Genomic DNA, 22,688 nt, shown 5'->3' with positions numbered 1-22,688 from the left:
TGGTCGGAAAGCGAGGGATTAATATGCTTGGTTTAGCAAAAGGTTTAACCTATACATTAAAGAACTTGACGAGGAAAAAAGTGACCTATGACTACCCGAATGAGCCGCTTCCGCTCCCTGACCGATTCCGTGGAATCCAAAAATTCTATCCTGAAAAGTGTATTGTATGCAATCAATGCGTGACGATTTGTCCAACTGATTGTATTCAATTAACCGGTAAGAAACATCCGGACCCATCGAAAAAAGGGAAAATCATCGATACGTATGACATCAATTTCGAGATTTGCATCTTATGTGATTTATGTACGGAGGTCTGCCCTACAGAAGCGATCGTGATGACGAACCAATTCGAGCTGGCCGAGTATAGCCGTGATCATCTATTTAAAAATCTGGAATGGCTGGATGAAAATGATGAAAATATCCGGAAGGTGAATAAAGTATGAGTTTGTCGGGTGAATTAATTGCCTTTATTGGTTTGGCACTCGTCGCGATATTAGGCGGGGTGCTGCTGATTACGTTAACAAAAGTGGTGCACATGGTAATTGCACTTGTTTTTACTTTCTTGGGCATTGCAGGCATCTATATGTTGCTTTCCGCCGAGTTTGTCGCCATTGTCCAAATCCTTATTTATTCAGGGGCAATCACGATTGTGATGCTATTCGGGATTATGCTGACAAAGCACCAGGAAAATGATGCACCCGCTAAAGGGGGCTGGGGGAAGTTCTCCGTGTTCGCAGCGGTTGCTGGATTCGCCGTGGCGGTTTATCTGGGGATTTATAATCTGGATATACCTGTACAGCCAACGGCCTTGCATGAGGAAAATACAAAGCAAATAGGAATCGAACTTTTTTCAAAATATGTGATTCCATTTGAAGTGATGTCGGTACTCCTGCTTGTTGCTTTAGTCGGTGCCATCGTATTGGCTAAAAAAGATGATGAGGAGGGAGATCGATCATGACGGGAGTTCCCTTGTCGGCTTACCTTGTATTGGCACTCGTTTTATTTTGTATAGGGCTGTATGGGGCCTTGACGAAAAGAAATGCGGTCATTGTTTTGATTTCAATCGAGCTGATGCTGAACGCCGCGAATATCAATTTAGTTGCCTTCAGTAAATTCGGGGTAACGCCATCCATTACGGGTCAAGTTTTTTCCTTATTCACGATTACGATTGCTGCGGCCGAGGCTGCTGTAGGGCTGGCTATACTGATGTCCCTTTATCGCAATCGGAAGACGGTCAATGTCGATGAAATGGAAATAATGAAGAATTGAAGGTTTATATAAATGAAGAAGGGGATTTGATACGATGATGGAGCACGCATGGCTCATACCGATCTTTCCACTCGTCACGTTTCTGGTTCTGCTTCTATCAGGCGGGCGGTTGCGGGAACGAGGGGCTATTATAGGAATAATATGTACATTGGCTTCGTTTGTTTTATCGTTGCTTGTCCTGTTAGAACGATTTAAAGAACCTACGTATAATATATCGATAGACTGGCTTTCCTTCGGAGGGACGCAACTTACAGCCGGATTCGAAATCAATCAGCTTAATGCCTTGATGCTTGTGATCGTTTCCCTTGTCAGCCTGCTTGTCCAGATATATTCGAAGGGGTATATGAAGGGTGAAGTGCGATTCTCCATTTTTTATGCTTATCTGGGCTTCTTCACCTTTGCCATGCTTGGTCTAGTCATGGCACCTAATTTATTACAGCTTTATATCTTCTGGGAATTGGTCGGGGTGGGTTCTTTCCTGCTCATCGGATTTTACTTTTATAAACTGGAAGCTAAGGCTGCAGCGAAGAAGGCATTCATCATGACCAGGATTGGGGATGTAGGGCTCTTAATCGGCATCATTCTTCTATTCTGGGAAACAGGCAGCTTTGAATATGGAGAGATCTTTCAAGCTGTTCAAGCGGGCATGATATCAAGTGGAAAACTGACATTAATCGCTATTTTGATTTTTATCGGTGCGGTTGGGAAGTCTGGACAATTTCCACTTCACACATGGCTTCCGGATGCAATGGAAGGCCCGACTCCGGTTTCCGCATTGATACACGCAGCAACGATGGTTGCTGCAGGGGTTTACCTGGTAGCGGCCATGTTTCCGTTATTCATGGCTAGTTCTGCTGCGATGCAGGTCGTCGCAATAACAGGTGGAATTACAGCCATATTTGCCGCAAGCATTGCCATAGTGCAAAAGGATGTTAAGCGTGTATTGGCCTACTCGACGATCTCCCAGCTTGGTTTTATGATGCTTGCTTTGGGTACTTCGGGATATGTGGCCGGGGTGTTTCATTTAATGACCCATGCCTTTTTTAAAGCATTGCTGTTTTTGGCTGCAGGCAGTGTTATTCACGCTATACATACACAGGATATGGAAAAGATGGGCGGCTTATGGGGTAAGTTGAATTGGACTGGGCCGCTGTTCTTGACTGGCACTTTGGCGATATCCGGGTTTCCATTGCTCTCGGGTTTTTTCAGTAAAGATGAAATTCTGATGGCAGCCTGGGAGAATGGTAGTTATATATTGTTTGGTCTAGCGGTGGTTACCTCCTTTTTAACAGCGTTTTATATGTTCCGGCTGTTTTTCATGATATTTGCAGGCGATTCGCGCAGTCAAGTCAAACAGGTCAAGGAGTCACCTTCCATCATGTTAATTCCGATGCTCGCATTGGCCTTTCTTGCTATAATCGGTGGGTATATCCAAACACCATGGTTTGGAACCTTCCTTGGGGAGTGGCTTGTGGAGGGAAATGAATCTCTTCTAGGCGCCAGCCATAGTGAGGGGCCTGTTTGGGTCATGTTGATGGCCGTGATTGTATCGTTGGCCGGGATATGCCTTGCTTATATGATATATGCTAAAAAGAAATTACCTCGGGAGTGGCTTGTCAAAGAAAACTCCGGGGTCTATAGGGTTTTGGAAAATAAGTATTATATTGATGAGATTTACCATTTTACTGCAGGTTATGCAATCAAAGGCTTTAGTTTATTCCTATCTTATATTGAAAGGTTCATTGTCGGTGGCCTGGTTTCCACTGTAACAAGTTCAATAGAAGGGTTGGGGAAAATTGGGTCTAAACTGCAAACGGGACAGGTACAGCAATACGGCATGATAGCCTTTCTGGGTCTTGCGGTACTGTTGGTGATTTTTGCAGTGACTGGGGGGTATCTAAGATGAATGTCTATTTGCTCTCGCTATTAGTGTTTTCACCGCTGCTGGGCATAGTGATGGTTGCCCTCATGCCGAAAAATGAGGAAAGAACGATTAAACAATTTGGCTTTTTCGGAACACTGCCCCCCCTTTTCCTATCGTTCTTTCTATGCAGCCAATATTATTCGGGTGTGGCCCTATCCGAATTTGACATTAAATTGAATTGGATCAGGTTTGGGAACTTGGAGGTGTATGATCCCAAACTCTTCACGGTTGACTTTGAGTTGGGGCTGGATGGCTTAAGCCTCATCTTCATATTACTGACAACAATCATTTCATCTTTGGCCGCAATCGCGTCCATTTATATAAAAAAAGATTGGAAAGGGTATTATTTGTTATTTTTGATCCTGGAGATCGGAATGCTCGGTGTCTTCACGGCAGAAAATTTGATCCTTTTTTTCATCTTTTTTGAAATGACATTGATTCCTGCTTTCTTTTTAATTGGTAGATGGGGCTTTCTGGAGAGGGAAAAAGCTTCTTATAGTTTTCTGATTTATAATGGCATTGGTTCGGCCGTTTTATTGGTGGCCATTTTGATTTTGTTTGCCAGGACAGGTACGACTAACATTGCGGCATTGACACAGATGATGACAATGGGCGGTGTTTCGCTTTTTGCACCCATATCCGGTTCGATGAAATATGGTTTATGTCTCGCCTTTCTCGTTGCATTTGCGATAAAGCTGCCCGTCTTTCCCTTTCACAGCTGGATGGTGCGGGTCCATGCAGAAGCGCCTCCATCCATAGTCATGATACATGCGGGTGTCCTATTGAAAATAGGGGCATACGGAATCATCCGGTTCGGAATGGGGATATTTCCGGAACAATATAAAAGCTTGGCCTTTACCATTGTCCTGTTTGGGGTCCTCAGTTTTTTGTATGGTGCATTTCTAGCGTTGGTACAAACGGATTTCAAGCTCGTTTTAGCCTACTCGTCCATCTCACATATGGGTATCGTCATGATGGGGCTGGGAGCCTTGAATGAAGCGGGCATTCAGGGAGCCACTTTTCAAGTCATCTCACACGGGCTAATTGCCGCTTTGTTGTTTTTCCTGGTGGGAGTGTTGTATGAGCGGACGGGAACGACGATGCTTCCTAAGCTTGGGGGCTTGGCCAAGTCGATGCCGATTTTTTCAGGGTTCATGTTAGCCAGTGGGCTGGCTTCACTCGGTTTGCCTGGCATGTCCGGTTTCATCAGCGAATTCATGGTATTTCTTGGTTTATTCAAAAGTCAGCCGTTGCTTGCGGCAATAGGGGTGATCGGGCTGGTATTAACCGCTGTTTATGTACTGAGGGCGGTCATGCTGATGACTTTCGGAAAAAATGATAGCTTGATAGAAACAGAGAAACGGGACCTTAAGGGCTGGGAGTTTTTGCCCGCATTGGTTCTTCTCGGTTTGATAATAACTGTTGGGGTATACCCAAATTTGTTAGGCGGGCCTCTTCAAGGAACGATTGAAGCCATGATGCTAGCTCTAGGGGGGCGATGAAGGATGGATTGGAACACGATGCTTTCTTATGATTGGGGAGCGATGATGCCGGAATTCATCATCCTAGGAACGGCCATGTTTCTTTCGATATTGGATTTATTTTGGCCGAAGCACTTTAATCGGAGAAAACTGGCATGGCTCGCGTTAACCGGAATCATTTTGGCCTGTTTGTCACTGATTAGCCTGCTATCCTTTGAGACAGTCAGTATCTTATCCGATACGTTTCGTTTAGATTCATTTGCAAAAGCTTTTAAGTTGCTGCTTTTATTCGGAGCGGCCCTAATCATCCTTCTGGCTGAAGGATATGAACCGCAAGAGGGGCTTCGGGAGCACCGGGGGGAATTTTATTATCTGTTCCTGACCGCTTTGCTTGGAGCGATGGTCATGTCCTCAAGCGGCGATTTGATAACGCTGTTCGTTGGACTGGAACTTCTTTCACTTTCATCTTATATATTGGTCGGAATACGGAAGCATGATCGGAAGTCCAATGAAGCGTCCATGAAGTATGTGATAAACGGAGGCATTTCCACAGCGATCACTTTATTCGGAATGAGCTATTTATATGGAGTGACCGGTTCCGTCAATTTAGGTGAAATGAGCCGGACGATGGCTGCAATGACGGACGGCCAGCTGCAATACATTATGGGCCTCGCTTTCTTCATGGTATTTGTCGGTGTATCCTTCAAGATAGCTGCCGCCCCATTTCATATGTGGGCGCCGGATGTCTATGAGGGGGCACCGACACCGGTCACAGCCTTTTTGAGTGTAATTTCGAAAATGGCGGGTTTCGTCATCATCCTGCGCATTTTTCTCTCGTTGTACCTAACAGCTTCCGGTGATACGTTCGGAGCGCTCGACTTTTTGGAAAAAAATAATATCTATATAGCTTCATTGGCGGGACTGACGATCATCATTGGAAATGTGGTTGCGTTAAGGCAGCAAAATTTAAAACGATTGTTCGCCTATTCAAGCATCGCCCATGCGGGTTACCTGCTTGTAGCGGTGGCAACATTGGGCGGGGGATATTTCCTGCTGGATACAGTCTGGTTTTATCTAATGGCTTATATATTGATGAATATAGGTGTATTTGCAGTCATTCAGCTGCTCTCCAGTCAAAGTGGGTCAGAAGATATTAGCATTCTTGCAGGGTTGGGGAGGAAATCACCGTATCTTGCCATGGCATTCACCGTATTTATCCTGGCACTTGCTGGAATTCCCGGGACGACAGGTTTCATTGGCAAACTCAATATTTTTCTAGGAACATTCATAACGGAGCCTGGACATTTTGTCCTTGCTGGAATCATGATTGCTGGAACCATTGTTTCCTATGTGTATTATTTCGGATTATTGGTGCAGGTCTTTTTCCGACCCATTCATTCGGAGAAGGTCATTAACATCCGTCCGGGTCTTTATGCCGTGTTGATCATTTGCGTGATAGGTACCATTCTTTTCGGGGTGGCACCAAATATTGCCTTTGATTTTATTCATGATCAATTTGGTGAATTTACAGACTTTATTTCGAGTAAATGATATAATGCCTGTATCAGAGGCTTGTTCCATTGGATCAAGCCTCTATTTACAGTTTTAAAAAGATATTTTGCAATTCTTCCTTTTAAATTCCAAATATGCAGGGGTTTTGTGTTAGAATATAATTTGGGTGTCTTTTAGGAGGTATGTACATGTTTTCAGCAATGGGACAGCAGGCTTTAACAGGGATTATTGCACACTTGTTTTTCATCGCAGTTACCTGGTGGGCTTTACAGGCATTACATTTTGATAAAATGTTAAGATCCAATTCGGTCATCAAGGCCAGGGTTTTATATATTTTATTAACGGTTGCCATCGGTTCAGCTGTAAGTAATTTCTTCCTCGACTACCTGGGATTTGCAAACCAACTCCCGTATATGTTTAGTAATGACTGATAAGCTGTAAGAGTTTTCTTATAGCAAAATATGATTCTACTCTTGTATTCGCTTTTGCTTCCTGCCAGTTTAAGGGGAAGTTGTCACCAATTGTCGGAAAACTTGAAGTATGATCTCTCTCCTTGTGGAAAGAATGTGTAAAAGGGGAGGGATTTAACATGTTTAATTTAAACAAAAAAATGTTAACATACATAGTATTTCTCGGTTTGACGGTGATTTTAATTGGGAATAGTACGATTGTGGCAGAAAGTAAACCAGATATAGTTAAAATGGTGGGACTGTTACAAAAAGATGAAGATTTGGACATAGGGGATTGGTCTGTACTCACTAGAGAAATAAATAAAGAGATTACAACTAAACAAGAGTTTGAAAGCGAAGTTACAGCTTTAAAACGAAAATACCCTCAATTTCAATGGCACCGGAAAGATGATGCTTCCGGCTGGAAGGCTGAGGCGTTAACTTACAATGTCGATTCAGGTCTGACCGAGTCTATCAAAATAATGACAACGGAAGAGAAATTTGATAAAGTTACCTATGTTATTTACGAAGTGGAGGGGAAAGAGTGGAAGGAAGCCAATGCGGCATTTTTTACTGCTACGTTCCAAAACAGGGTGAATGACCTATTTATAGGAACTCCTTCAATTTTTTCTTGTATTAAAGGGTCTATCAATGATAATATGGATTCGGTTTTAAACTCTAAAACTGAAGACCTGTTAGATATGTTCCAAGCAAGGGAAATTGAGAGTGTGCATGAAACAAACTTTACATCTATATCTGCACATTCAACATTGTTTAAACAACCATTGACAAAAGAAAAATTAAATTTGCAGTTTGGGCTACGGACAGAAGGATTGGGTGACCAAACGAACTTTGTAGTTGGCACACCAATCATAACGTTTGAATATTAATATAGAGAAAATGGACGCGGAGGGGAATACTTTTGGAAAAAATCATCGTCCGCGGCGGAAAAAGGCTTAGCGGGACAGTTAAAGTAGAAGGTGCTAAAAACGCCGTTTTGCCAGTTATCGCTGCAACATTATTAGCAAGTGATGGGAAAAGTATCATTAAAGATGTTCCTACGCTCTCCGATGTATATACAATCAATGAAGTATTGCGCAACTTAAATGCAGATGTTGCCTTTCATGACAATCAAGTAACTGTAGATGCATCAAGAGAGTTATTAGAAGAAGCACCATTTGAATATGTACGTAAAATGAGAGCTTCCGTTTTAGTGATGGGCTCATTACTAGCAAGGAATGGCCGGGCCCGCGTTGCTCTTCCTGGTGGCTGTGCCATCGGATCACGTCCTATCGACCAGCATTTAAAGGGTTTTGAAGCGATGGGAGCAAAAGTGAAGGTCGGCAATGGTTTCATTGATGCCGAGGTAGAAGGCAGACTTAAGGGTGCAAGAGTGTATCTTGACTTCCCGAGTGTGGGTGCCACTGAAAACATCATGATGGCAGCAACACTTGCTGAGGGTATAACTATTCTTGAAAATGTGGCCAAAGAGCCTGAAATCGTAGATCTTGCGAATCTCCTTAATAAAATGGGAGCCAAAGTCAGAGGTGCCGGTACCGGTACGATGAGAATCGAGGGTGTCGATAAATTATATGGCACTGAACATACGATTATACCTGACCGTATCGAAGCTGGTACATTCATGACTGCGGCCGCTCTTACTGGCGGCAATGTTCTAGTTCAAGGAGCTGTACCTGAACACCTTACTTCCCTTATTGCTAAAATGGAGGAAATGGGCGTTAAAATTCTTGAAGAAGAAGATGGATTACGCGTTATCGGTCCAAAAACCTTAAAGGCCATTGATATTAAAACAATGCCGCATCCTGGTTTCCCGACCGATATGCAATCGCAAATGATGGCATTATTACTGCGTGCTGAAGGAACAAGTATGATTACGGAGACCGTTTTTGAAAACCGGTTCATGCATGTTGAGGAATTCCGTCGCATGAATGCCAATATTAAAATAGAAGGCCGTTCCGTAATCGTTAATGGACCAACTAACATCCAAGGAGCTGAAGTAGCTGCAACAGATTTACGTGCCGCAGCAGCGCTCATCCTGACTGGATTGGTTGCAGATGGCATTACACGTGTTACAGAACTGAAGCATCTTGACAGAGGGTACGTGAATTTCCATGGTAAATTGGCATCCCTAGGTGCAGATGTGGAACGTATTAACGAAGATGTACCTGCTGAAGCAAAAAAAATTGCAGATTTAAACGCATAAATAGCTTATAGAACCATTCACGTTCGAGTCATTGAACCGTGAATGGTTTTTTTGTCTTGGTCCGGATTCATCGGCTACAGGTAAATGGATGTCGTTTTTCTATTCATAAAAACTTGTCCCCCGACATACATTTGTTATGTAAAGATACCTGCTGGATATGATTAAATACGGCAGAGAAAACAAGTGTAGGGAGGCTCAGGAATTTGAAAGCAATCAAACCGATGATCGTACTATTCATAGCAGTAGCGTTCGTAATTATCATGATTCCGGCAGTGCTTGTGCTTCCATTTTCAAATGATAAGACAAGCGGGCAGTTGACCGAACAATTAGAAAAGAAAGTGAAGAATGAGGGTAAAGAGGTAGCTGCAAATGAATTGAGTTCCGTAGAAGTTGCCGTTTACCGAACATCTGCAAAAAAGATTGAAAAACTGCCGATTGAATCGTACTTGACTGGTGTGGTTGCGGCTGAAATGCCAGCGGATTTTGAAGAAGAAGCGCTGAAGGCTCAAGCATTGACAGCGAGAACTTACATTGTCAATCAGCTTATAAGCGAAAGTCGGCTGGGCTTGCCGGATGGTGCCGATGTAAGCGATACGGTCATGCACCAAGTTTATAAGAATAATGATGAGCTGAAAAAACAGTGGGGCTCTGATTATAAATCGAAGATGCAAAAAATTAACAAGGCTATAAAAGAAACTGCGGGTCAAATTTTAACCTATGAAGGAAAACCGATTACTGCCACTTTTTTTTCGACCAGTAATGGCTACACGGAAAATTCCGAGGACTATTGGCAAGCTGATTATCCTTATTTAAAAAGTGTATCCAGTCCGTGGGATAAAGAAGAATCACCAAAATTTTATAATAAAGTTGTAGTGAATGCGGCCGATTTTGAAAAAAAACTGGGTGTAAGTCTTTCTTCCGGAACATCAATAGGGACTGTCATTGAAAGAACATCAGGTAATCGTGTAGGTGTAGTGGAAATCGCAGGAAAGAAAATGACAGGAAAACAGATTCGTGAGAAGCTCGGGCTGACATCATCCGATTTTGACTGGGAGCGTCAAGGCAACCAGATTGTCATCACGACAAAAGGATCCGGACACGGAGTTGGAATGAGCCAATACGGTGCCAATGGCATGGCCAGGGAAGGTAAAACCTATGAAGACATCGTGAAATATTATTATAAAGGCGTCAAAGTTCAGTCTTCAAATAAGTGGCTGAATACGATGACAGCAAAAAAATGAGAGATGGGAATCCCCATCTCTCATTTTTTTGCGCTTATTTTTTCTATAACGGTCAAAAAGCCCCGTTCACGCTTGAAATAATGATATTGGACGTGAAAATAGACTGCAGCTACCCCTATGATATCTTTAATGACATCTATTAAGGTAGAGGAGCGGTATGGGACGAAGGATTGGTGGTATTCATCAATAACTCCGTAAAGGCAAGCCACAAGTGCCGCCAACAGGCTTAAACCAGGTTTCAGATTTTGGTTTGCAGCAAGGGCGGAAACTAATAATATATACAAAAGGGCAAATTCGACCAGATGAAGTGCCTCTTTGATAAATCGGTCAATTGAGGATGAGGGAAGATCAAGAATCATATCATCGGGGTTGCTCGACATTATCCAAATGGCAATCATATATAGGAAAGGCAATAACGTTAACACAAGTTTGAAAGCTTTTTTCATGATTTAAACATCCTTCAACAGTAAGATACCAAACATTTTACCATTCTACGAATAAAATCGGTTTCATTTCCACAAAATAAATCTAAAAAATTTTTTTCCTGAATGTATATAATCTTAACAAAATGTTCAGAATGATTGCTGAGGTGATTAATATGAGAGAGGAAGAAAAGAAACCAACTTCCACAATCCGACGTATACTAAAACAACGTTGGGCATTATCAGCAATCTATATCGCAAGTGCAGCCATAATCTTAGCCGCGGCCTTCTTATTACAAAATAGTTTTAACGATTCAGCTAAAGATGGCAAAGAGGAATCAGCTGAAACAGGAAAAAACTATGGTGAGCCTTCTGTAGAGGTTAATAGTAATCTTGAGACAATCAAGATGCCTGTAGCCGATGCGAACAAAACGGTTATCAAGAAACAGTTTTATGATGTGAATGCGGATGAAAAAGCACAAGAAGAAGCATTGGTTTTCTACAACAATAGATATGAGCAAAACAAAGGTATAGACATTGCAATGGAAGATGGAAAGACTTTCGATGTAAAGGCTTCCTTAAGTGGAAATGTAACGAAAGTTCAAGACGATGCGCTACTTGGAAATTTAGTTGAAGTAGAACATGAAGATGGCGTTGTTACCCGTTATCAATCTGTTAAAGACATTAAGGTTGCAGTCGGTGACAAAGTGAAACAAGGACAAGCAATTGCTACAGCTGGAAAAAGCCAAATCAATGAAGAGGCTGGCGTACATGTACACTTCGAAATCAGAAAAGATAACATTGCGTTAAACCCACTTGATTTTGTTGATAAACAAGCTTCTGCGATTCAATCGGCAACTGAAGCCGAGGGCATTGAACTTGAAGATTCAGCTAATAAAGAAGAAAAACCTGCAGTCGAAGGTTCTGAGGCTGATAAAGAGGAAAAACCTGCAGTTGAAGAGTCTGAAACTGGCACGGAGCAAGCTCCTGCAGTTGACGAAACTGACGAGAGCACTGATTTAGAGAGTGGCACTGATGAGGAAGGCTCTGTCCCTGGTGAAGATACAACTGAAGAAAGTGATTCCTTAAAAGATTCGTTGAATCAATCTAATTAAGATCAAGATTTTTAATAAAATCAAAACAAAAACCTAGAGCGTTACGAATGACAACAACTGAAAATTTGGTAAAAGGAAGCCGTTCACTTTGAACGGCTTCCTTTTTTTTCGAGGAAATATTGGCCAATATGCTGAAACCTTTGAATTTCTGACAAATTTCTCGGGAAATAATTTACGCTTAATGAAAATAAACAGATGAAAATCAGAAATAAATCCAAACCTCCTGTCCCATTAGGCATATATTCTTAACCAAGCTAATAAGATGTTATAAACCATGCAAAGAGAGTGTTTGAGGTGAGGAATCGTTTATTACAAATTATCTAATAGGTGAATAATTCTATCTTTCATTGTTTATAGGGCAGCGGTATTCGATTCGAAAAATACGAATCTCATTTCACACTTCTCACATCCAATTTGGGGAGGTCGAGTGGTGTGCACGATTACATCAAAGAAAGAACTATCAAGATAGGAAAGTATATCGTGGAAACTAGAAAAACAGTCCGCGTCATTGCAAAAGAGTTCGGAGTCTCTAAAAGCACGGTTCATAAAGACTTGACTGAGAGGCTGCCAGAAATTAATCCTGATTTGGCTAACGAAGTGAAGGATATATTGGATTATCATAAATCCATTCGCCACCTTAGAGGTGGAGAAGCGACAAAATTAAAATATAAACGTTCTGAAAGAGAAGAAGAAATCGTTAAATGATACTTGAATCATTCCGGCAACTGGAAGTGAATCGGGCAATCTGGGATAAGGGGGCATGAAAGTGAATGTCCATTTTTTTTCTTAACCTTGATTGCAGTTCCGTGCCGGGATTTTTTTTATGGGGAAATGCGAAATTTAGTACATAAGGCATCAATTTTTTTACATATTGGCAAAAAAGGGAATAATAGTATTTATTAGTGTTTATTTATAATTCATACTTACTTGTGTCAATGCAATATGGTAAAATAAACAATTAGGACAGAAGTAGGTTATATGTGAGGATATTCAAGGAGGATTTAAGAAATGTTTGCTAGAGATATTGGGATAGATCTTGGAACAGCCAATGTTCTTATACATGTCAAAGGTAAAGGAATTGTGTTAAATGAGCCTTCGGTAGTTGCGATTGATAAGAATACGAACCGTGTTCTTGCCGTCGGGGAAGAAGCTCGTAAAATGGTAGGCCGTACTCCAGGGAACATCATCGCAATCCGTCCTTTAAAAGACGGTGTCATTGCGGATTTTGATGTAACAGAATCAATGCTTAAGCATTTTATCAATACATTGAATGTGAAAGGCTTCCTTTCAAAGCCTAGAATTTTAATCTGTTGCCCGACCAACATAACAAGTGTCGAACAAAAAGCGATTAAAGAAGCTGCTGAAAAAAGCGGCGGAAAAAAAATATTCCTTGAAGAAGAACCAAAAGTGGCTGCAATCGGTGCCGGTATGGATATTTTTCAACCAAGCGGCAATATGGTCGTAGACATTGGCGGGGGTACAACGGATATTGCCGTTCTTTCAATGGGGGATATCGTTACATCTTCTTCAATTAAAATGGCCGGTGACAAATTCGATAATGAAATTTTAAATTATATCAAGCGGAAGTACAAGCTCCTTATTGGTGAGCGTACAGCGGAAAACATTAAAATCCAGGTTGCAACCGTATTCCCTGGATCCCGTAATGAAGTCATCGATATCCGTGGGCGCGATATGGTATCGGGATTGCCTAGAACCATTTCGGTCAACTCGGAAGAAATTGAGGAAGCTCTTCGCGAGCAGGTTTCCATCATTGTACAAGCTGCAAAAAGCGTGCTTGAGCGGACACCGCCAGAACTTTCTGCAGATATCATCGACCGCGGCGTCATTTTAACAGGCGGGGGAGCATTGCTTCACGGGATTGATTTACTTCTTGCTGAAGAACTTAAGGTCCCAGTACTCGTTGCCGAGCAGCCAATGGATTGTGTAGCAATCGGAACCGGTATCATGCTTGATAATATGGATAAATTGCCACGTCACAAATTCAACTAAAAAGCGGATGGAAAGCCGCACCATAAGATAGGGGTCTAAGGTTCAGACAAACGTGAGGCATAGTGAAAGTGCGTGCAGTTCTAGTACAGATGAGCAATAGGCCCTCTTCTTTTAGTCGAGAATTTAACACCATTCCTTTAAATCTGACCTAGCCTACGATATAGGTAAATTCTTCTGCCTAATGCTGTCCCTTTCCTTAAGATACTGATGTTCATGACCGATAAGATAGATATGAGAAATTGAACTGGATAAATTGAGGAGTGAAGAAGATGTTAAGAGGTTTTTATACGGCTGCTTCCGGGATGCTTACACAGCAAAGGCGCACAGAATTGCTCACAAACAATATGTCCAACGCGAATACTACAGGATATAAAGCAGATCAAATGAGTGTAAGGTCTTTTCCTGAAATGCTCATAAGCAACATAGGTGGTAAAACGGTTCCTACGGAGAGCAAATTGAGAATGTCTAACTTATCCCAGGTTGGAGGGCTCAGTACGGGTGTTTACGTACAGGAGGCGAATCCTTTATTTGTCCAGGGCACATTGGAGGAAACCCAGCTTAATACGGATATTTCCTTGGTCGATGAAAACCTTCCGATCAATGAAGAAACGGGTCGGCAGGGATCGGTTTTTTTTACTGTCCAGGATGATGATGGTGCTATCCGTTATACGCGTAACGGCAGCTTCACCCTGGATGGGCAAGGTTATCTGACTACGCCTGCCGGTCATTATGTATTGAACGAAAACAATGAAAAGATCCAGCTTGATAGCGATCAATTCACAGTAGCGGAAAACGGTGTTATTTTAGAAGGAAATGTTCAAACCGCACGTATGGGCATCGGTTATTCGGATGATCCGTCATTACAGCTCATTAAGGATGGGGAAGGCCTATACAAGGCTGCGAATGATGGGGATTTACCTAGTGCATATACGGCAGCAGATGTCGGTTTTTCTACTAAGCAAGGCTTTCTTGAAGGCTCCAATGTTGACCAATCGAGAACGATGACAGAAATGATGTCTGCATACCGCTCTTTTGAAGCGAGTCAGAAGGTTCTTCAAGCCTATGATAAAAGTTTGGATAAAGCGGTCAATGAAGTTGGCAGGCTTTAATTGAACAGTAGGAAAAATGACTTTGGAAATTTGAACATGTAAGGGGAAAAACCATGAATCGTACGATGATGACTGCGACGAATACGCTGAACCAACTTCAAAGTAAAATCGACCAAATAGGTAATAATATCGCGAATGCGGACACGACTGCCTACAAAAAGACCCAAACGAGTTTCAATGACTTATTGACACAGAGCTTCAATAATCAACCGAGTGAGACCAAGGAAAAAGGAAGATTGACCACACCTGGCATCCGGCAAGGAACAGGGGCTATGATAAGCCAATCTCAATTGGTGCTTTCACAGGGAGCCTTAAAGACGACGGACCGCAACCTTGATGCTGCATTCACCCGCGATGACCAATTCTTCACAGTAAGCGTTCAAGACGATAATGGGGTCAATACAAGGCTTACAAGGGATGGGGCCTTTTATTTATCTCCTAATGCTAACGACCAAATGATGCTCGTTACCTCTGCTGGACATAAAGTCCTTGATGAAAATGGTGAACCGATCCTCATTGACGGAAACATTAAGGACATTAAGATTTCGGAAAATGGCTTATTGATAGTGGATACGGAAGAATATGGAGAAAAGAGTTTTGGACTCGGAATCGTCTCGGTCAAGAAACCGCAATTTCTTGACCGGCTAGGCGGAAATTTACTTGGCCTGCCCAAAAACTTCAATGCCTTGGGTGTTAACAAAGACGAGATCATGACTGCATTAACAGGGGATTCCCGTAACAGGGCAGCAGTCCGTCAAGGGTCTCTGGAGTCATCAAATGTCGATCTTTCCAAAGAAATGACGGATCTAATCAATGTTCAACGGTCCTACCAATTTCAATCCCGGGCTGTAACGATGGCTGATCAAATGAGCGGATTGGTCAATGGAATCCGTTAAGGTTTCTGGTAAATAAAATGTCTCCCTGCGGAATTAGAGCAAATCGGTTATAATGGATTCATAACAAAAGGAATCATTCGTGCCGATCATTTTGCATAGCTGCTGAATTTCTGGTGTAAAGGGGAAATCAGTCGGCGAGTTTTCTTAAAAGGAGCTTTCACATTCTATATGGAACAAAATCGTGTAATGAGACAACAAATTGAAGAAGAGATAAAGGAAGTTGAGGCGAAACCGAATCATAGGATCAAGGTCCGTCTTTTGCCAATTTGGCTTCGTTTACTCATTGTTATTGGATTGATTTTCATTGCTGTATTATCCGGGGCACTATTAGGATATAGTGTGATTGGTGGAGGACATGCAATGGATGTTTTCCAAAAATCCACATGGACCCATATTATTGATATAGTGAACAAGGGTGCGTAGTTCCATGTTTTTTTAAGTAGTTGCTGTCGTTATCGGAATTTACATTGCATGGCAACTACGCCTCTGTCTACATGACAGGGGCTAGTTTATGTAATGTTAGAAATATTTAAGTCATAGGAGGAAGATGTATGCTTGATATCACACAAATAAAGGAAATTATCCCGCACCGTTACCCATTCTTATTAGTCGACCGGATCATAGAAATAGATGAAGGGAAAAGAGCGGTTGGATTGAAGAATGTCTCAGCAAATGAAGAGTTCTTTAATGGCCATTTCCCCGATTATCCAGTTATGCCTGGAGTTTTGATTGTAGAGGCATTAGCGCAAGTCGGTGCTGTAGCCGTTTTGAAACAAGAAGAATACAAAGGGCGGCTTGCCTTTTTCGCTGGGATTGATAATTGCCGCTTTAAGAAGCAAGTTAAACCAGGTGATCAGCTGCGTCTGGAAGTGGAAATAGTGCGTATGAGAGGGTCAATGGGTAAAGGGAAAGCAGTGGCAACGGTAGATGGAGAAACAGCGTGTGAAGCCGATATCATGTTTGCTTTTGGTGACAAATAAGATTCATTTTCCGCGAAAGGGAAATGGAATGTTGAAACTAAATTTCTTGGAAAAGGGTTTAAGGAACCGTGAAGCGGTGTATATAAAAAGCACTGCATTGCCTTTTTTAAGCAAGAGCGGTTTTTGAACTTTTTATTCTCCCTTTGAGTGCCGGACATTTTATATGTCCGGCATTTTTTATTTGAGTAAGCAAAGCGGATTTTTCTTTTTTAAAATAGGGCGCAAGTTATTTTCACATTCGGGCAAAATAGCTAATGATAAAGAAAGAAGGGAGGTTGCCAAAAATGATGAAGAAAATTTTTGCACTACTTGGGGGATCTTTATTATCAATTATGTTCCTTGCTGGATGTGGAACGAATGATAATGACAACAATCCCGCACCAGAAAATGATAACAACATCATAGATGATGATAACAATGGTGTAAATGATAACAACGATAATAACGATATGAATGATAACAATAATGATGGAGTGCTTGATAACAACGATAATAACGTCAATGATAACGTCGATAATGATACGGATGACTTGATTAAAGACGATAATAAAGATGACGACAAAAATAGGTAATTAGCACAGAATGAGAAAGACTGGCTTAGGTAAGAAGAGGATTGGTATCCTTATTCGTCTAAGTCAGTCTTTTTTATGTGCATTCGATTAGGGATGGGAATTAAGGGAAGGGTTTTTTACTTATTAGTTGCCAATTTAGGCTTTGAGCGGATTTTTTGCTTGAACTCTTTTAGTAATTCATCGCCGGATAGGCCTTTTTGGACCAAATCTTCAAGAAGGAGTTCTGCATATTTGCTCCGTGTCTTTTGGATGTGGCCAACGAATAGAAGGCTATAATGGTTGCCCACTTTTCTTATTGTTCGTAAAACAGTGTGGAACAAAGCCGGTTCATTGTCCTTTTTGGTAATGACTGCCTGGATATACACCTCTCCGTCTATATTGGGAAGTGAGGGCTGAAGCTTATTGAAATGACTTTCTTCTACAAAGGCTTCCAGTAACCATGTTCTGGCGTCGTTTTCTTTATTTATAATCAGTCCATCTGTTAATGCGATATCGATCAAGTTTAAATTTTCAGTAACAATTTGCAACGAGATCAATTTAAATGATTTCATCTAATTCCTCCGTTTCTTGCAAGAAAGAGCGGTATTACCTCTCTTAAACGTAAATTTTTGAAATGGTACATATCGATTTAATCCTTTTAAAGGTAATTATATCATACTAAAAAAAAGTTCCTTAATGAAATGAAAACCCAACATTTGTCTAAATTATGAAGGATAGAATAAAAATTTGCAAAATATTTAATTTTGTTAACTATTCGTTTTTCACCTGGTTTCAATCAATAAAAAACGATTTTGCATTATCAAAACGGTTTTTCATGAAGAAAAAAGGTGTAATAAGACCATTTCGTCGATTTTTTAATAGATGGAAGAAAGAGTATGATTAATGCATATTAAAGAGAAAGGAGTGAAAAGATGATTAACCAAGTTACCCTCGTCGGCAGGCTTACGAAGGATCCTGAATTAAGATACACACCCGATGGCAAGGCTGTTTCCAATATCACGTTAGCAGTCAACCGGAACTTCCGTAATACTGTCGGTAACTATGAGGCGGACTTCGTACAGTGTATCATATGGAAAAAGTCGGCTGAAAATACTGTTCAATATTGTAAAAAGGGTGCAACGATCGGCATAACTGGCAGAATACAAACAAGGAGATACGAAAATCAGGAGGGCAAATATGTATATGTAACTGAAGTGGTTGCCGAGAGGGTTCAATTCATTGGATCTAAACAAAATGATATTAAGCCCAAAGATTTTGAACATATTGGTTTATAGTGTTACGTGAATGGTGGCATGATGGCTTGCCCCAGCACGGAAGCAAAATTGTTCTCAAGAAAATGTATGGGTGGGTTAAATTCGACATGTGGTGAAGGCCTATTTGAAAACTTCTAATAATGAATAGTAGGACAGAGCAATTTGATGTCTACTACATTGGAAATAATAAAAGTATTTATAGGACCATAATGAAAAATACATGCACAGATTCTTAGGGAAATATAGTGAAACGTGACAGCAGTATATAGATTATCTTTCATCCATTCAGTCCCCAAAAGCTAATATAGCTTCTTCCCCGCTGGAAACCTCGATTTACCCTCAATAAAATCGAGTTATATGATTTCCCCATTGTAATGACTGCAAATAAGCAGTCATTTTTTTTGTGCCAAAATGTGTGTAAATGGGGAAAATAAAAAAATAATTCTGTTAAATTAGAATTTTTAGAAAATATATTGTAATATTTTAATTTTGATGCAATAATAAACCCAATAATATAATTGGAAAAAAAGTTATATATAGGAAGTGATTTGATGGACGAACCAATTATTAAGGTGAATGGGCTGCGAACCAGTTTTCGTACGGACGATGGGGTGATTCCTGTCGTGAATTCAATCGATTTCCATGTCAATCCTGGTGAGGTTTTAGGGATTGTAGGAGAATCGGGATGCGGAAAAAGCGTAACTTCTCTGTCCATCATGGGTCTGGTTCCTTCGCCTGCTGGTAAGGTGGAGGGGGAAATCCTTTTTAAAGGAGAGAACATCGCGAATGCCTCTGAAGCGAAAATGAGAAAAATTCGCGGGAATGATATAGCGATGATATTCCAGGAACCGATGACTAGCTTGAATCCTGTGTTCACTATTGGCGAGCAGTTGGTCGAGACGCTTCGGATACATAAAAAATGGAACAAGAAACAGGCCCGGCATAGAGCGGTGGAAATGCTGAAGCTGGTTGGGCTTGGCCGTGCCGAGGAATTGCTCAAAGAATATCCGCATCAGCTTTCAGGTGGAATGAGACAAAGGGTCATGATAGCAATGGCCATGATTTGCGAACCTAAACTCCTTATAGCCGATGAACCGACAACGGCTTTGGATGTGACGATCCAGGCACAAATCCTGGAGTTAATGAAGAATTTAAATAAAGAAACAGACACGGCAATCATGATGATTACCCATGATCTTGGGGTGGTGGCGCAAATGTGTGAACGTGTCATTGTCATGTATGCCGGCAAGGTGATAGAGGAAGGAAATGTGCAAACGATTTTTCAAAACCCCAAGCATCCTTATACGGTCGGTTTACTTCAGTCGATTCCCGATATGCGAATAAAGAAAGATCGCCTTTATTCGATACCGGGTAATGTGCCAAAACCTGGGACAAGCAACCTCGGGTGCCAGTTTGCCCCCCGGTGCTCCCATGCCATGGAGCAATGTATAAATGAGGCCCCGTCTCTATTGAAATTCGATGAGGGTCAGCATGTTCGCTGCTGGCTGTATGAAGATGGGAAAGGAGCTTCCTTGCATGAATCAAACATTGGTTAAGGTAGAAAACCTAAAGAAGCATTTTCCAATCAAAGGAGGGGTTCTCGGAAAGACCATCGGAGAGGTCAAGGCAGTTGATGGTTTGTCTTTTTCCATTTATAAAGGGGAAACCTTAGGACTTGTCGGTGAAAGCGGTTGCGGAAAGTCTACTACGGGAAGATTATTGCTTCGATTGCTTGAGCCGAGTGAGGGTAATGTTTATTTCGAAGGAAAGGACCTGACAGCTTTATCTTCCAGTGAAATGAGAAAGATGCGCCGTGAAATGCAGATGGTCTTCCAGGACCCATTCGCTTCCCTCAATCCCAGGCATACCATTGGGAAAATATTGGAAGAACCACTCATCGTTCACGGGGTTAAAGATAAAAAGGCGCGAAAGGCCCGTGTGCAGGAACTTCTTAAGGTTGTTGGTTTAAGCAGTTACCATGCAAAAAGGTATCCGCATCAATTCAGTGGGGGCCAGCGGCAGCGTATTGGCATAGCGAGGGCACTTGCAGTCAACCCCAAACTGATCATTGCCGATGAGCCGGTATCTGCACTGGATGTGTCGATCCAGGCACAGGTCTTGAATCTGTTGCAGGATTTGCAGGAAGATTTTGATTTGACCTACTTGTTCATTGCCCATGATCTTGGAGTGGTGAGGCATATCTCCGACCGTGTCGGTGTCATGTATCTTGGACATATAGTTGAATTGTCGGAAAGTGAAGGACTTTATGAAGATCCGCTTCATCCATATACGCAGGCTTTACTATCAGCCGTGCCCATCCCGGATGTGGGATACAAGGGGGATAGGGTAATCCTGCAGGGAGATGTTCCAAGCCCATCAAACCCGCCCGGCGGCTGTCCATTCCATACAAGATGTCCGAAGGCGATGGCAGTATGCAGTACGGAAAAGCCAATCCTGAATGAACATAAACCTGGTCACTACGTTGCTTGTCATTTATACAATTGACACGACGTATACATAAATTCGCAAATAATAAGGGGGAAGAATATGAAGAAAACATTGGCATTTTTGCTGGTTGGTATCCTGGCTCTTTCGCTGGCGCTTGCGGGATGCTCCTCGTCTACATCAAAAGAGAAAGATGATGGTAAAGGGGGATCGAGTGAAGCGAAGGGCGGCGTATTGATATACGGTAAAGGCGGAGACGCTGTCGGTCTTGACCCGGCTATCGTAACCGATGGGGAATCATTCATCGTCACACAGCAGATTTTTGAAACTCTTGTGAAATATGGGGAAGATGATACGGAAATCAATCCGGGTCTTGCAGAATCATGGGAAGTGTCCGATGACGCAAAAACATATACATTCAAATTGAAAACCGGAATCAAGTTCCATGATGGTACTGATTTCAATGCAGATGCTGTCGTAAAAAACTTTCAACGTTGGGCACAAAGTAAGGATGAGGGTAAATTTGCGTACTATGCCTCCATGTTTGGAGGATTTGAAGGTGATGAAGGCCATGTCATCAAAGAAGTAAAAGCGATTGATGCCAGCACGGTGGAATTCACTTTGAACCGTCCGCAGGCGCCGTTCCTGAAAAACCTTGCCATGCCTACATTTGCAATAGCCAGTCCGGCTGGAATTGAAAAAGACGGTGATGACTTCACTAAAAATCCATCTGGTACAGGTCCTTTCAAATTCAAATCATGGAAACCTGGCGATACGATTGAAGTGGTGAAAAACGATGACTACTGGCAAGAAGGACTGCCGAAACTTGATGGAATCACGTTTAAGGTCATTAAAGATAACTCTGCGCGATTAAATGCTGCAATCAAGGGTGAAATCGACCTGATGGATGGGTTGAACCCAAGTGATATCAGTAAAGTTACAGGAGATGAAAACCTGCAAATATTCGAACGTGCATCCATGAACGTCGGGTACTTTGCTTTCAATGTTGAGAAAGCGCCATTCGACAAGAAAGAAGTGCGTCAAGCCATCTCGCATTTGATCAATAAAAAGGAAATCATTGATAATTTTTATGAAGGCACAGCAGAGCCTGCCAAGAATCCTATGCCGCCATCCGTTTCTGGCTACAATGACAAAGTCGAAGACTATGATTATGATGTAGAAAAAGCGAAAGAACTGCTGAAAAAAGCTGGACTTGAAGACGGATTTAAAATGGACCTATGGGCAATGCCGGTACCGCGCCCATATATGCCAGATGGTCAAAAAGTGGCTGAAGCCATTCAAGCAAGCCTAAAACAAGTCGGCATCGAAGCGAATATCGTTTCGTACGAATGGGCTGCATATTTAGAGAAAGTGCAGGCTGGTGAGGCCCAATCCTTCATGATGGGCTGGACAGGAGATAATGGAGATGCGGATAACTTCCTTTATACATTATTGGATAAAGATAATATCGGCTCCAACAACTATGCCCGTTACGCAAACGATGAGGTCCATAAACTGCTGATCGAAGCTCAGTCCACGGCAGATGAAGCCAAGCGCAATGAGCTGTATGGAAAAGCACAGGAAATCATCCATGATGATGCTCCATGGGTTCCGCTTGTACACTCTTTACCGCAGTTAGCCGGATCTAAGACGGTCAAAGGGTTTGTTCCGCATCCAACTGGTTCACAATCCCTTGTTAATGTATCACTAGAAAATTAACCGTACGAACCGGGTAGTATGGAGTCTTGCATGCTTCCCGGTTTTGTTATGGAATGTATTTCAAAAT

At 41.9% G+C, this 22,688-nt stretch carries 24 protein-coding genes; 22 read left to right on the top strand and 2 right to left on the bottom strand.

Annotation, left to right across the window (positions count from 1 at the left end; genetic code table 11):
- Nucleotides 1-23 precede the first annotated feature (23 nt).
- The 10 genes from nuoI (at nucleotide 24) to spoIID (ending at nucleotide 10,100) form a co-directional block, all read left to right on the top strand.
- Entirely contained in the window at nucleotides 24-443 is a 420-nt protein-coding gene (nuoI, locus tag N0M92_RS16725) for an NADH-quinone oxidoreductase subunit NuoI (protein WP_048685828.1), read from the top strand.
- Nucleotides 440-958 carry an NADH-quinone oxidoreductase subunit J gene (locus N0M92_RS16720; protein WP_260286877.1) on the top strand — a complete coding sequence of 173 codons (519 nt, stop codon included), beginning with the start codon at nucleotides 440-442 and terminating at the stop codon, nucleotides 956-958. The genes nuoI and N0M92_RS16720 overlap by 4 nt, the downstream gene beginning before the upstream one ends.
- The gene (gene nuoK / locus N0M92_RS16715) at nucleotides 955-1,269 is read left to right on the top strand and encodes an NADH-quinone oxidoreductase subunit NuoK (RefSeq protein WP_098371643.1); all 315 of its coding nucleotides are present in this window, start codon (nucleotides 955-957) and stop codon (nucleotides 1,267-1,269) included. Before N0M92_RS16720 ends, nuoK begins: the two co-directional genes overlap by 4 nt.
- Before the next feature lie 34 nt (nucleotides 1,270-1,303).
- A complete protein-coding gene (gene nuoL / locus N0M92_RS16710; protein ID WP_260286872.1) occupies nucleotides 1,304-3,175 on the top strand; it encodes an NADH-quinone oxidoreductase subunit L in 1,872 nt (623 codons plus the stop codon).
- Complete coding sequence (locus N0M92_RS16705) at nucleotides 3,172-4,695, top strand: NADH-quinone oxidoreductase subunit M (protein WP_260286863.1); 1,524 nt, start codon at nucleotides 3,172-3,174, stop codon at nucleotides 4,693-4,695. Before nuoL ends, N0M92_RS16705 begins: the two co-directional genes overlap by 4 nt.
- Before the next feature lie 3 nt (nucleotides 4,696-4,698).
- The gene (gene nuoN / locus N0M92_RS16700; protein ID WP_260286862.1) at nucleotides 4,699-6,225 is read left to right on the top strand and encodes an NADH-quinone oxidoreductase subunit NuoN; all 1,527 of its coding nucleotides are present in this window, start codon (nucleotides 4,699-4,701) and stop codon (nucleotides 6,223-6,225) included.
- 149 nt (nucleotides 6,226-6,374) lie between these two features.
- Nucleotides 6,375-6,617 (top strand): DUF1146 family protein, encoded by a 243-nt coding sequence (locus N0M92_RS16695; protein ID WP_192207241.1) that lies wholly within the window; start codon nucleotides 6,375-6,377, stop codon nucleotides 6,615-6,617.
- Between the two features lie 158 nt (nucleotides 6,618-6,775).
- Nucleotides 6,776-7,525, top strand: a complete 750-nt coding sequence (locus N0M92_RS16690; protein ID WP_260286859.1) for a YwmB family TATA-box binding protein — start codon at nucleotides 6,776-6,778, stop codon at nucleotides 7,523-7,525.
- Nucleotides 7,526-7,557: 32 nt separating this feature from the next.
- On the top strand, nucleotides 7,558-8,859 hold the full coding sequence (murA, locus tag N0M92_RS16685) for a UDP-N-acetylglucosamine 1-carboxyvinyltransferase (RefSeq protein ID WP_260286858.1): 1,302 nt from the start codon (nucleotides 7,558-7,560) through the stop codon (nucleotides 8,857-8,859).
- Between the two features lie 203 nt (nucleotides 8,860-9,062).
- The gene (spoIID, locus tag N0M92_RS16680) at nucleotides 9,063-10,100 is read left to right on the top strand and encodes a stage II sporulation protein D (RefSeq protein WP_260286855.1); all 1,038 of its coding nucleotides are present in this window, start codon (nucleotides 9,063-9,065) and stop codon (nucleotides 10,098-10,100) included.
- A 20-nt stretch (nucleotides 10,101-10,120) separates the two neighbouring features.
- Here the strand turns inward: spoIID and N0M92_RS16675 are convergent, their stop codons facing one another.
- Entirely contained in the window at nucleotides 10,121-10,546 is a 426-nt protein-coding gene (locus tag N0M92_RS16675; protein WP_260286850.1) for a VanZ family protein, read from the bottom strand.
- Between the two features lie 152 nt (nucleotides 10,547-10,698).
- Here N0M92_RS16675 and N0M92_RS16670 point away from each other — a divergent pair, with 152 nt between their 5' ends.
- The 8 genes from N0M92_RS16670 (at nucleotide 10,699) to N0M92_RS16635 (ending at nucleotide 17,204) form a co-directional block, all read left to right on the top strand.
- A complete protein-coding gene (locus tag N0M92_RS16670) occupies nucleotides 10,699-11,637 on the top strand; it encodes a peptidoglycan DD-metalloendopeptidase family protein (protein WP_260286848.1) in 939 nt (312 codons plus the stop codon).
- 432 nt (nucleotides 11,638-12,069) lie between these two features.
- On the top strand, nucleotides 12,070-12,342 hold the full coding sequence (spoIIID, locus tag N0M92_RS16665) for a sporulation transcriptional regulator SpoIIID (protein WP_034315767.1): 273 nt from the start codon (nucleotides 12,070-12,072) through the stop codon (nucleotides 12,340-12,342).
- A gap of 303 nt (nucleotides 12,343-12,645) precedes the next feature.
- On the top strand, nucleotides 12,646-13,647 hold the full coding sequence (gene mreB / locus N0M92_RS16660; RefSeq protein WP_260286845.1) for a rod shape-determining protein: 1,002 nt from the start codon (nucleotides 12,646-12,648) through the stop codon (nucleotides 13,645-13,647).
- A 269-nt stretch (nucleotides 13,648-13,916) separates the two neighbouring features.
- Nucleotides 13,917-14,756 (top strand): flagellar hook-basal body protein, encoded by an 840-nt coding sequence (locus N0M92_RS16655; RefSeq protein ID WP_260286844.1) that lies wholly within the window; start codon nucleotides 13,917-13,919, stop codon nucleotides 14,754-14,756.
- A 53-nt stretch (nucleotides 14,757-14,809) separates the two neighbouring features.
- Complete coding sequence (locus N0M92_RS16650; protein WP_260286843.1) at nucleotides 14,810-15,652, top strand: flagellar hook-basal body protein; 843 nt, start codon at nucleotides 14,810-14,812, stop codon at nucleotides 15,650-15,652.
- Nucleotides 15,653-15,820: 168 nt separating this feature from the next.
- Nucleotides 15,821-16,075 (top strand): DNA-directed RNA polymerase subunit beta, encoded by a 255-nt coding sequence (locus tag N0M92_RS16645; RefSeq protein ID WP_260286842.1) that lies wholly within the window; start codon nucleotides 15,821-15,823, stop codon nucleotides 16,073-16,075.
- A gap of 128 nt (nucleotides 16,076-16,203) precedes the next feature.
- Nucleotides 16,204-16,632: a 3-hydroxyacyl-ACP dehydratase FabZ gene (gene fabZ, locus N0M92_RS16640; RefSeq protein ID WP_034315755.1), complete on the top strand. Its 429-nt coding sequence runs from the start codon at nucleotides 16,204-16,206 to the stop codon at nucleotides 16,630-16,632.
- Nucleotides 16,633-16,916: 284 nt separating this feature from the next.
- Nucleotides 16,917-17,204 (top strand): hypothetical protein, encoded by a 288-nt coding sequence (locus N0M92_RS16635; protein WP_260286841.1) that lies wholly within the window; start codon nucleotides 16,917-16,919, stop codon nucleotides 17,202-17,204.
- Between the two features lie 116 nt (nucleotides 17,205-17,320).
- Here N0M92_RS16635 and N0M92_RS16630 read toward each other — a convergent pair whose 3' ends face one another.
- Nucleotides 17,321-17,755, bottom strand: coding sequence for a YwpF-like family protein (locus N0M92_RS16630; protein WP_260286840.1), 435 nt, complete (start codon nucleotides 17,753-17,755; stop codon nucleotides 17,321-17,323).
- Nucleotides 17,756-18,115: 360 nt separating this feature from the next.
- On the opposite strand from N0M92_RS16630, the gene ssb reads away from it, so the two are divergent.
- The 4 genes from ssb (at nucleotide 18,116) to N0M92_RS16610 (ending at nucleotide 22,621) form a co-directional block, all read left to right on the top strand.
- A complete protein-coding gene (gene ssb, locus N0M92_RS16625; protein ID WP_260286839.1) occupies nucleotides 18,116-18,478 on the top strand; it encodes a single-stranded DNA-binding protein in 363 nt (120 codons plus the stop codon).
- 530 nt (nucleotides 18,479-19,008) lie between these two features.
- Nucleotides 19,009-20,013 (top strand): ABC transporter ATP-binding protein, encoded by a 1,005-nt coding sequence (locus N0M92_RS16620; RefSeq protein WP_260286837.1) that lies wholly within the window; start codon nucleotides 19,009-19,011, stop codon nucleotides 20,011-20,013.
- Nucleotides 19,994-20,962, top strand: coding sequence for an ABC transporter ATP-binding protein (locus N0M92_RS16615; RefSeq protein ID WP_260286836.1), 969 nt, complete (start codon nucleotides 19,994-19,996; stop codon nucleotides 20,960-20,962). Before N0M92_RS16620 ends, N0M92_RS16615 begins: the two co-directional genes overlap by 20 nt.
- A 42-nt stretch (nucleotides 20,963-21,004) precedes the next feature.
- Nucleotides 21,005-22,621: an ABC transporter substrate-binding protein gene (locus tag N0M92_RS16610; RefSeq protein WP_260286833.1), complete on the top strand. Its 1,617-nt coding sequence runs from the start codon at nucleotides 21,005-21,007 to the stop codon at nucleotides 22,619-22,621.
- The last annotated feature ends 67 nt before the right edge of the window (nucleotides 22,622-22,688 follow it).

Origin of the sequence: Peribacillus aracenensis (genome assembly GCF_025175645.1) — a bacterium.
Lineage (GTDB): Bacteria > Bacillota > Bacilli > Bacillales > DSM-1321 > Peribacillus > Peribacillus aracenensis.
This window is presented reverse-complemented; position numbering and strand designations above follow the sequence as displayed.

Excerpts from the sequence above, each read along its gene's own strand:
- nuoI (WP_048685828.1), top strand. The coding sequence starts at position 24 with ATGCTTGGTTTAGCAAAAGGTTTAACCTATACATTAAAGAACTTGACG.
- N0M92_RS16720 (WP_260286877.1), top strand. The coding sequence starts at position 440 with ATGAGTTTGTCGGGTGAATTAATTGCCTTTATTGGTTTGGCACTCGTC.
- nuoK (WP_098371643.1), top strand. The coding sequence starts at position 955 with ATGACGGGAGTTCCCTTGTCGGCTTACCTTGTATTGGCACTCGTTTTA.
- nuoL (WP_260286872.1), top strand. The coding sequence starts at position 1,304 with ATGATGGAGCACGCATGGCTCATACCGATCTTTCCACTCGTCACGTTT.
- N0M92_RS16705 (WP_260286863.1), top strand. The coding sequence starts at position 3,172 with ATGAATGTCTATTTGCTCTCGCTATTAGTGTTTTCACCGCTGCTGGGC.
- nuoN (WP_260286862.1), top strand. The coding sequence starts at position 4,699 with ATGGATTGGAACACGATGCTTTCTTATGATTGGGGAGCGATGATGCCG.
- N0M92_RS16695 (WP_192207241.1), top strand. The coding sequence starts at position 6,375 with ATGTTTTCAGCAATGGGACAGCAGGCTTTAACAGGGATTATTGCACAC.
- N0M92_RS16690 (WP_260286859.1), top strand. The coding sequence starts at position 6,776 with ATGTTTAATTTAAACAAAAAAATGTTAACATACATAGTATTTCTCGGT.
- N0M92_RS16675 (WP_260286850.1), bottom strand. The coding sequence starts at position 10,546 with ATGAAAAAAGCTTTCAAACTTGTGTTAACGTTATTGCCTTTCCTATAT.
- N0M92_RS16670 (WP_260286848.1), top strand. The coding sequence starts at position 10,699 with ATGAGAGAGGAAGAAAAGAAACCAACTTCCACAATCCGACGTATACTA.
- mreB (WP_260286845.1), top strand. The coding sequence starts at position 12,646 with ATGTTTGCTAGAGATATTGGGATAGATCTTGGAACAGCCAATGTTCTT.
- N0M92_RS16655 (WP_260286844.1), top strand. The coding sequence starts at position 13,917 with ATGTTAAGAGGTTTTTATACGGCTGCTTCCGGGATGCTTACACAGCAA.
- N0M92_RS16650 (WP_260286843.1), top strand. The coding sequence starts at position 14,810 with ATGAATCGTACGATGATGACTGCGACGAATACGCTGAACCAACTTCAA.
- N0M92_RS16645 (WP_260286842.1), top strand. The coding sequence starts at position 15,821 with ATGGAACAAAATCGTGTAATGAGACAACAAATTGAAGAAGAGATAAAG.
- fabZ (WP_034315755.1), top strand. The coding sequence starts at position 16,204 with ATGCTTGATATCACACAAATAAAGGAAATTATCCCGCACCGTTACCCA.
- N0M92_RS16635 (WP_260286841.1), top strand. The coding sequence starts at position 16,917 with ATGATGAAGAAAATTTTTGCACTACTTGGGGGATCTTTATTATCAATT.
- N0M92_RS16630 (WP_260286840.1), bottom strand. The coding sequence starts at position 17,755 with ATGAAATCATTTAAATTGATCTCGTTGCAAATTGTTACTGAAAATTTA.
- ssb (WP_260286839.1), top strand. The coding sequence starts at position 18,116 with ATGATTAACCAAGTTACCCTCGTCGGCAGGCTTACGAAGGATCCTGAA.
- N0M92_RS16620 (WP_260286837.1), top strand. The coding sequence starts at position 19,009 with ATGGACGAACCAATTATTAAGGTGAATGGGCTGCGAACCAGTTTTCGT.
- N0M92_RS16615 (WP_260286836.1), top strand. The coding sequence starts at position 19,994 with ATGAATCAAACATTGGTTAAGGTAGAAAACCTAAAGAAGCATTTTCCA.
- N0M92_RS16610 (WP_260286833.1), top strand. The coding sequence starts at position 21,005 with ATGAAGAAAACATTGGCATTTTTGCTGGTTGGTATCCTGGCTCTTTCG.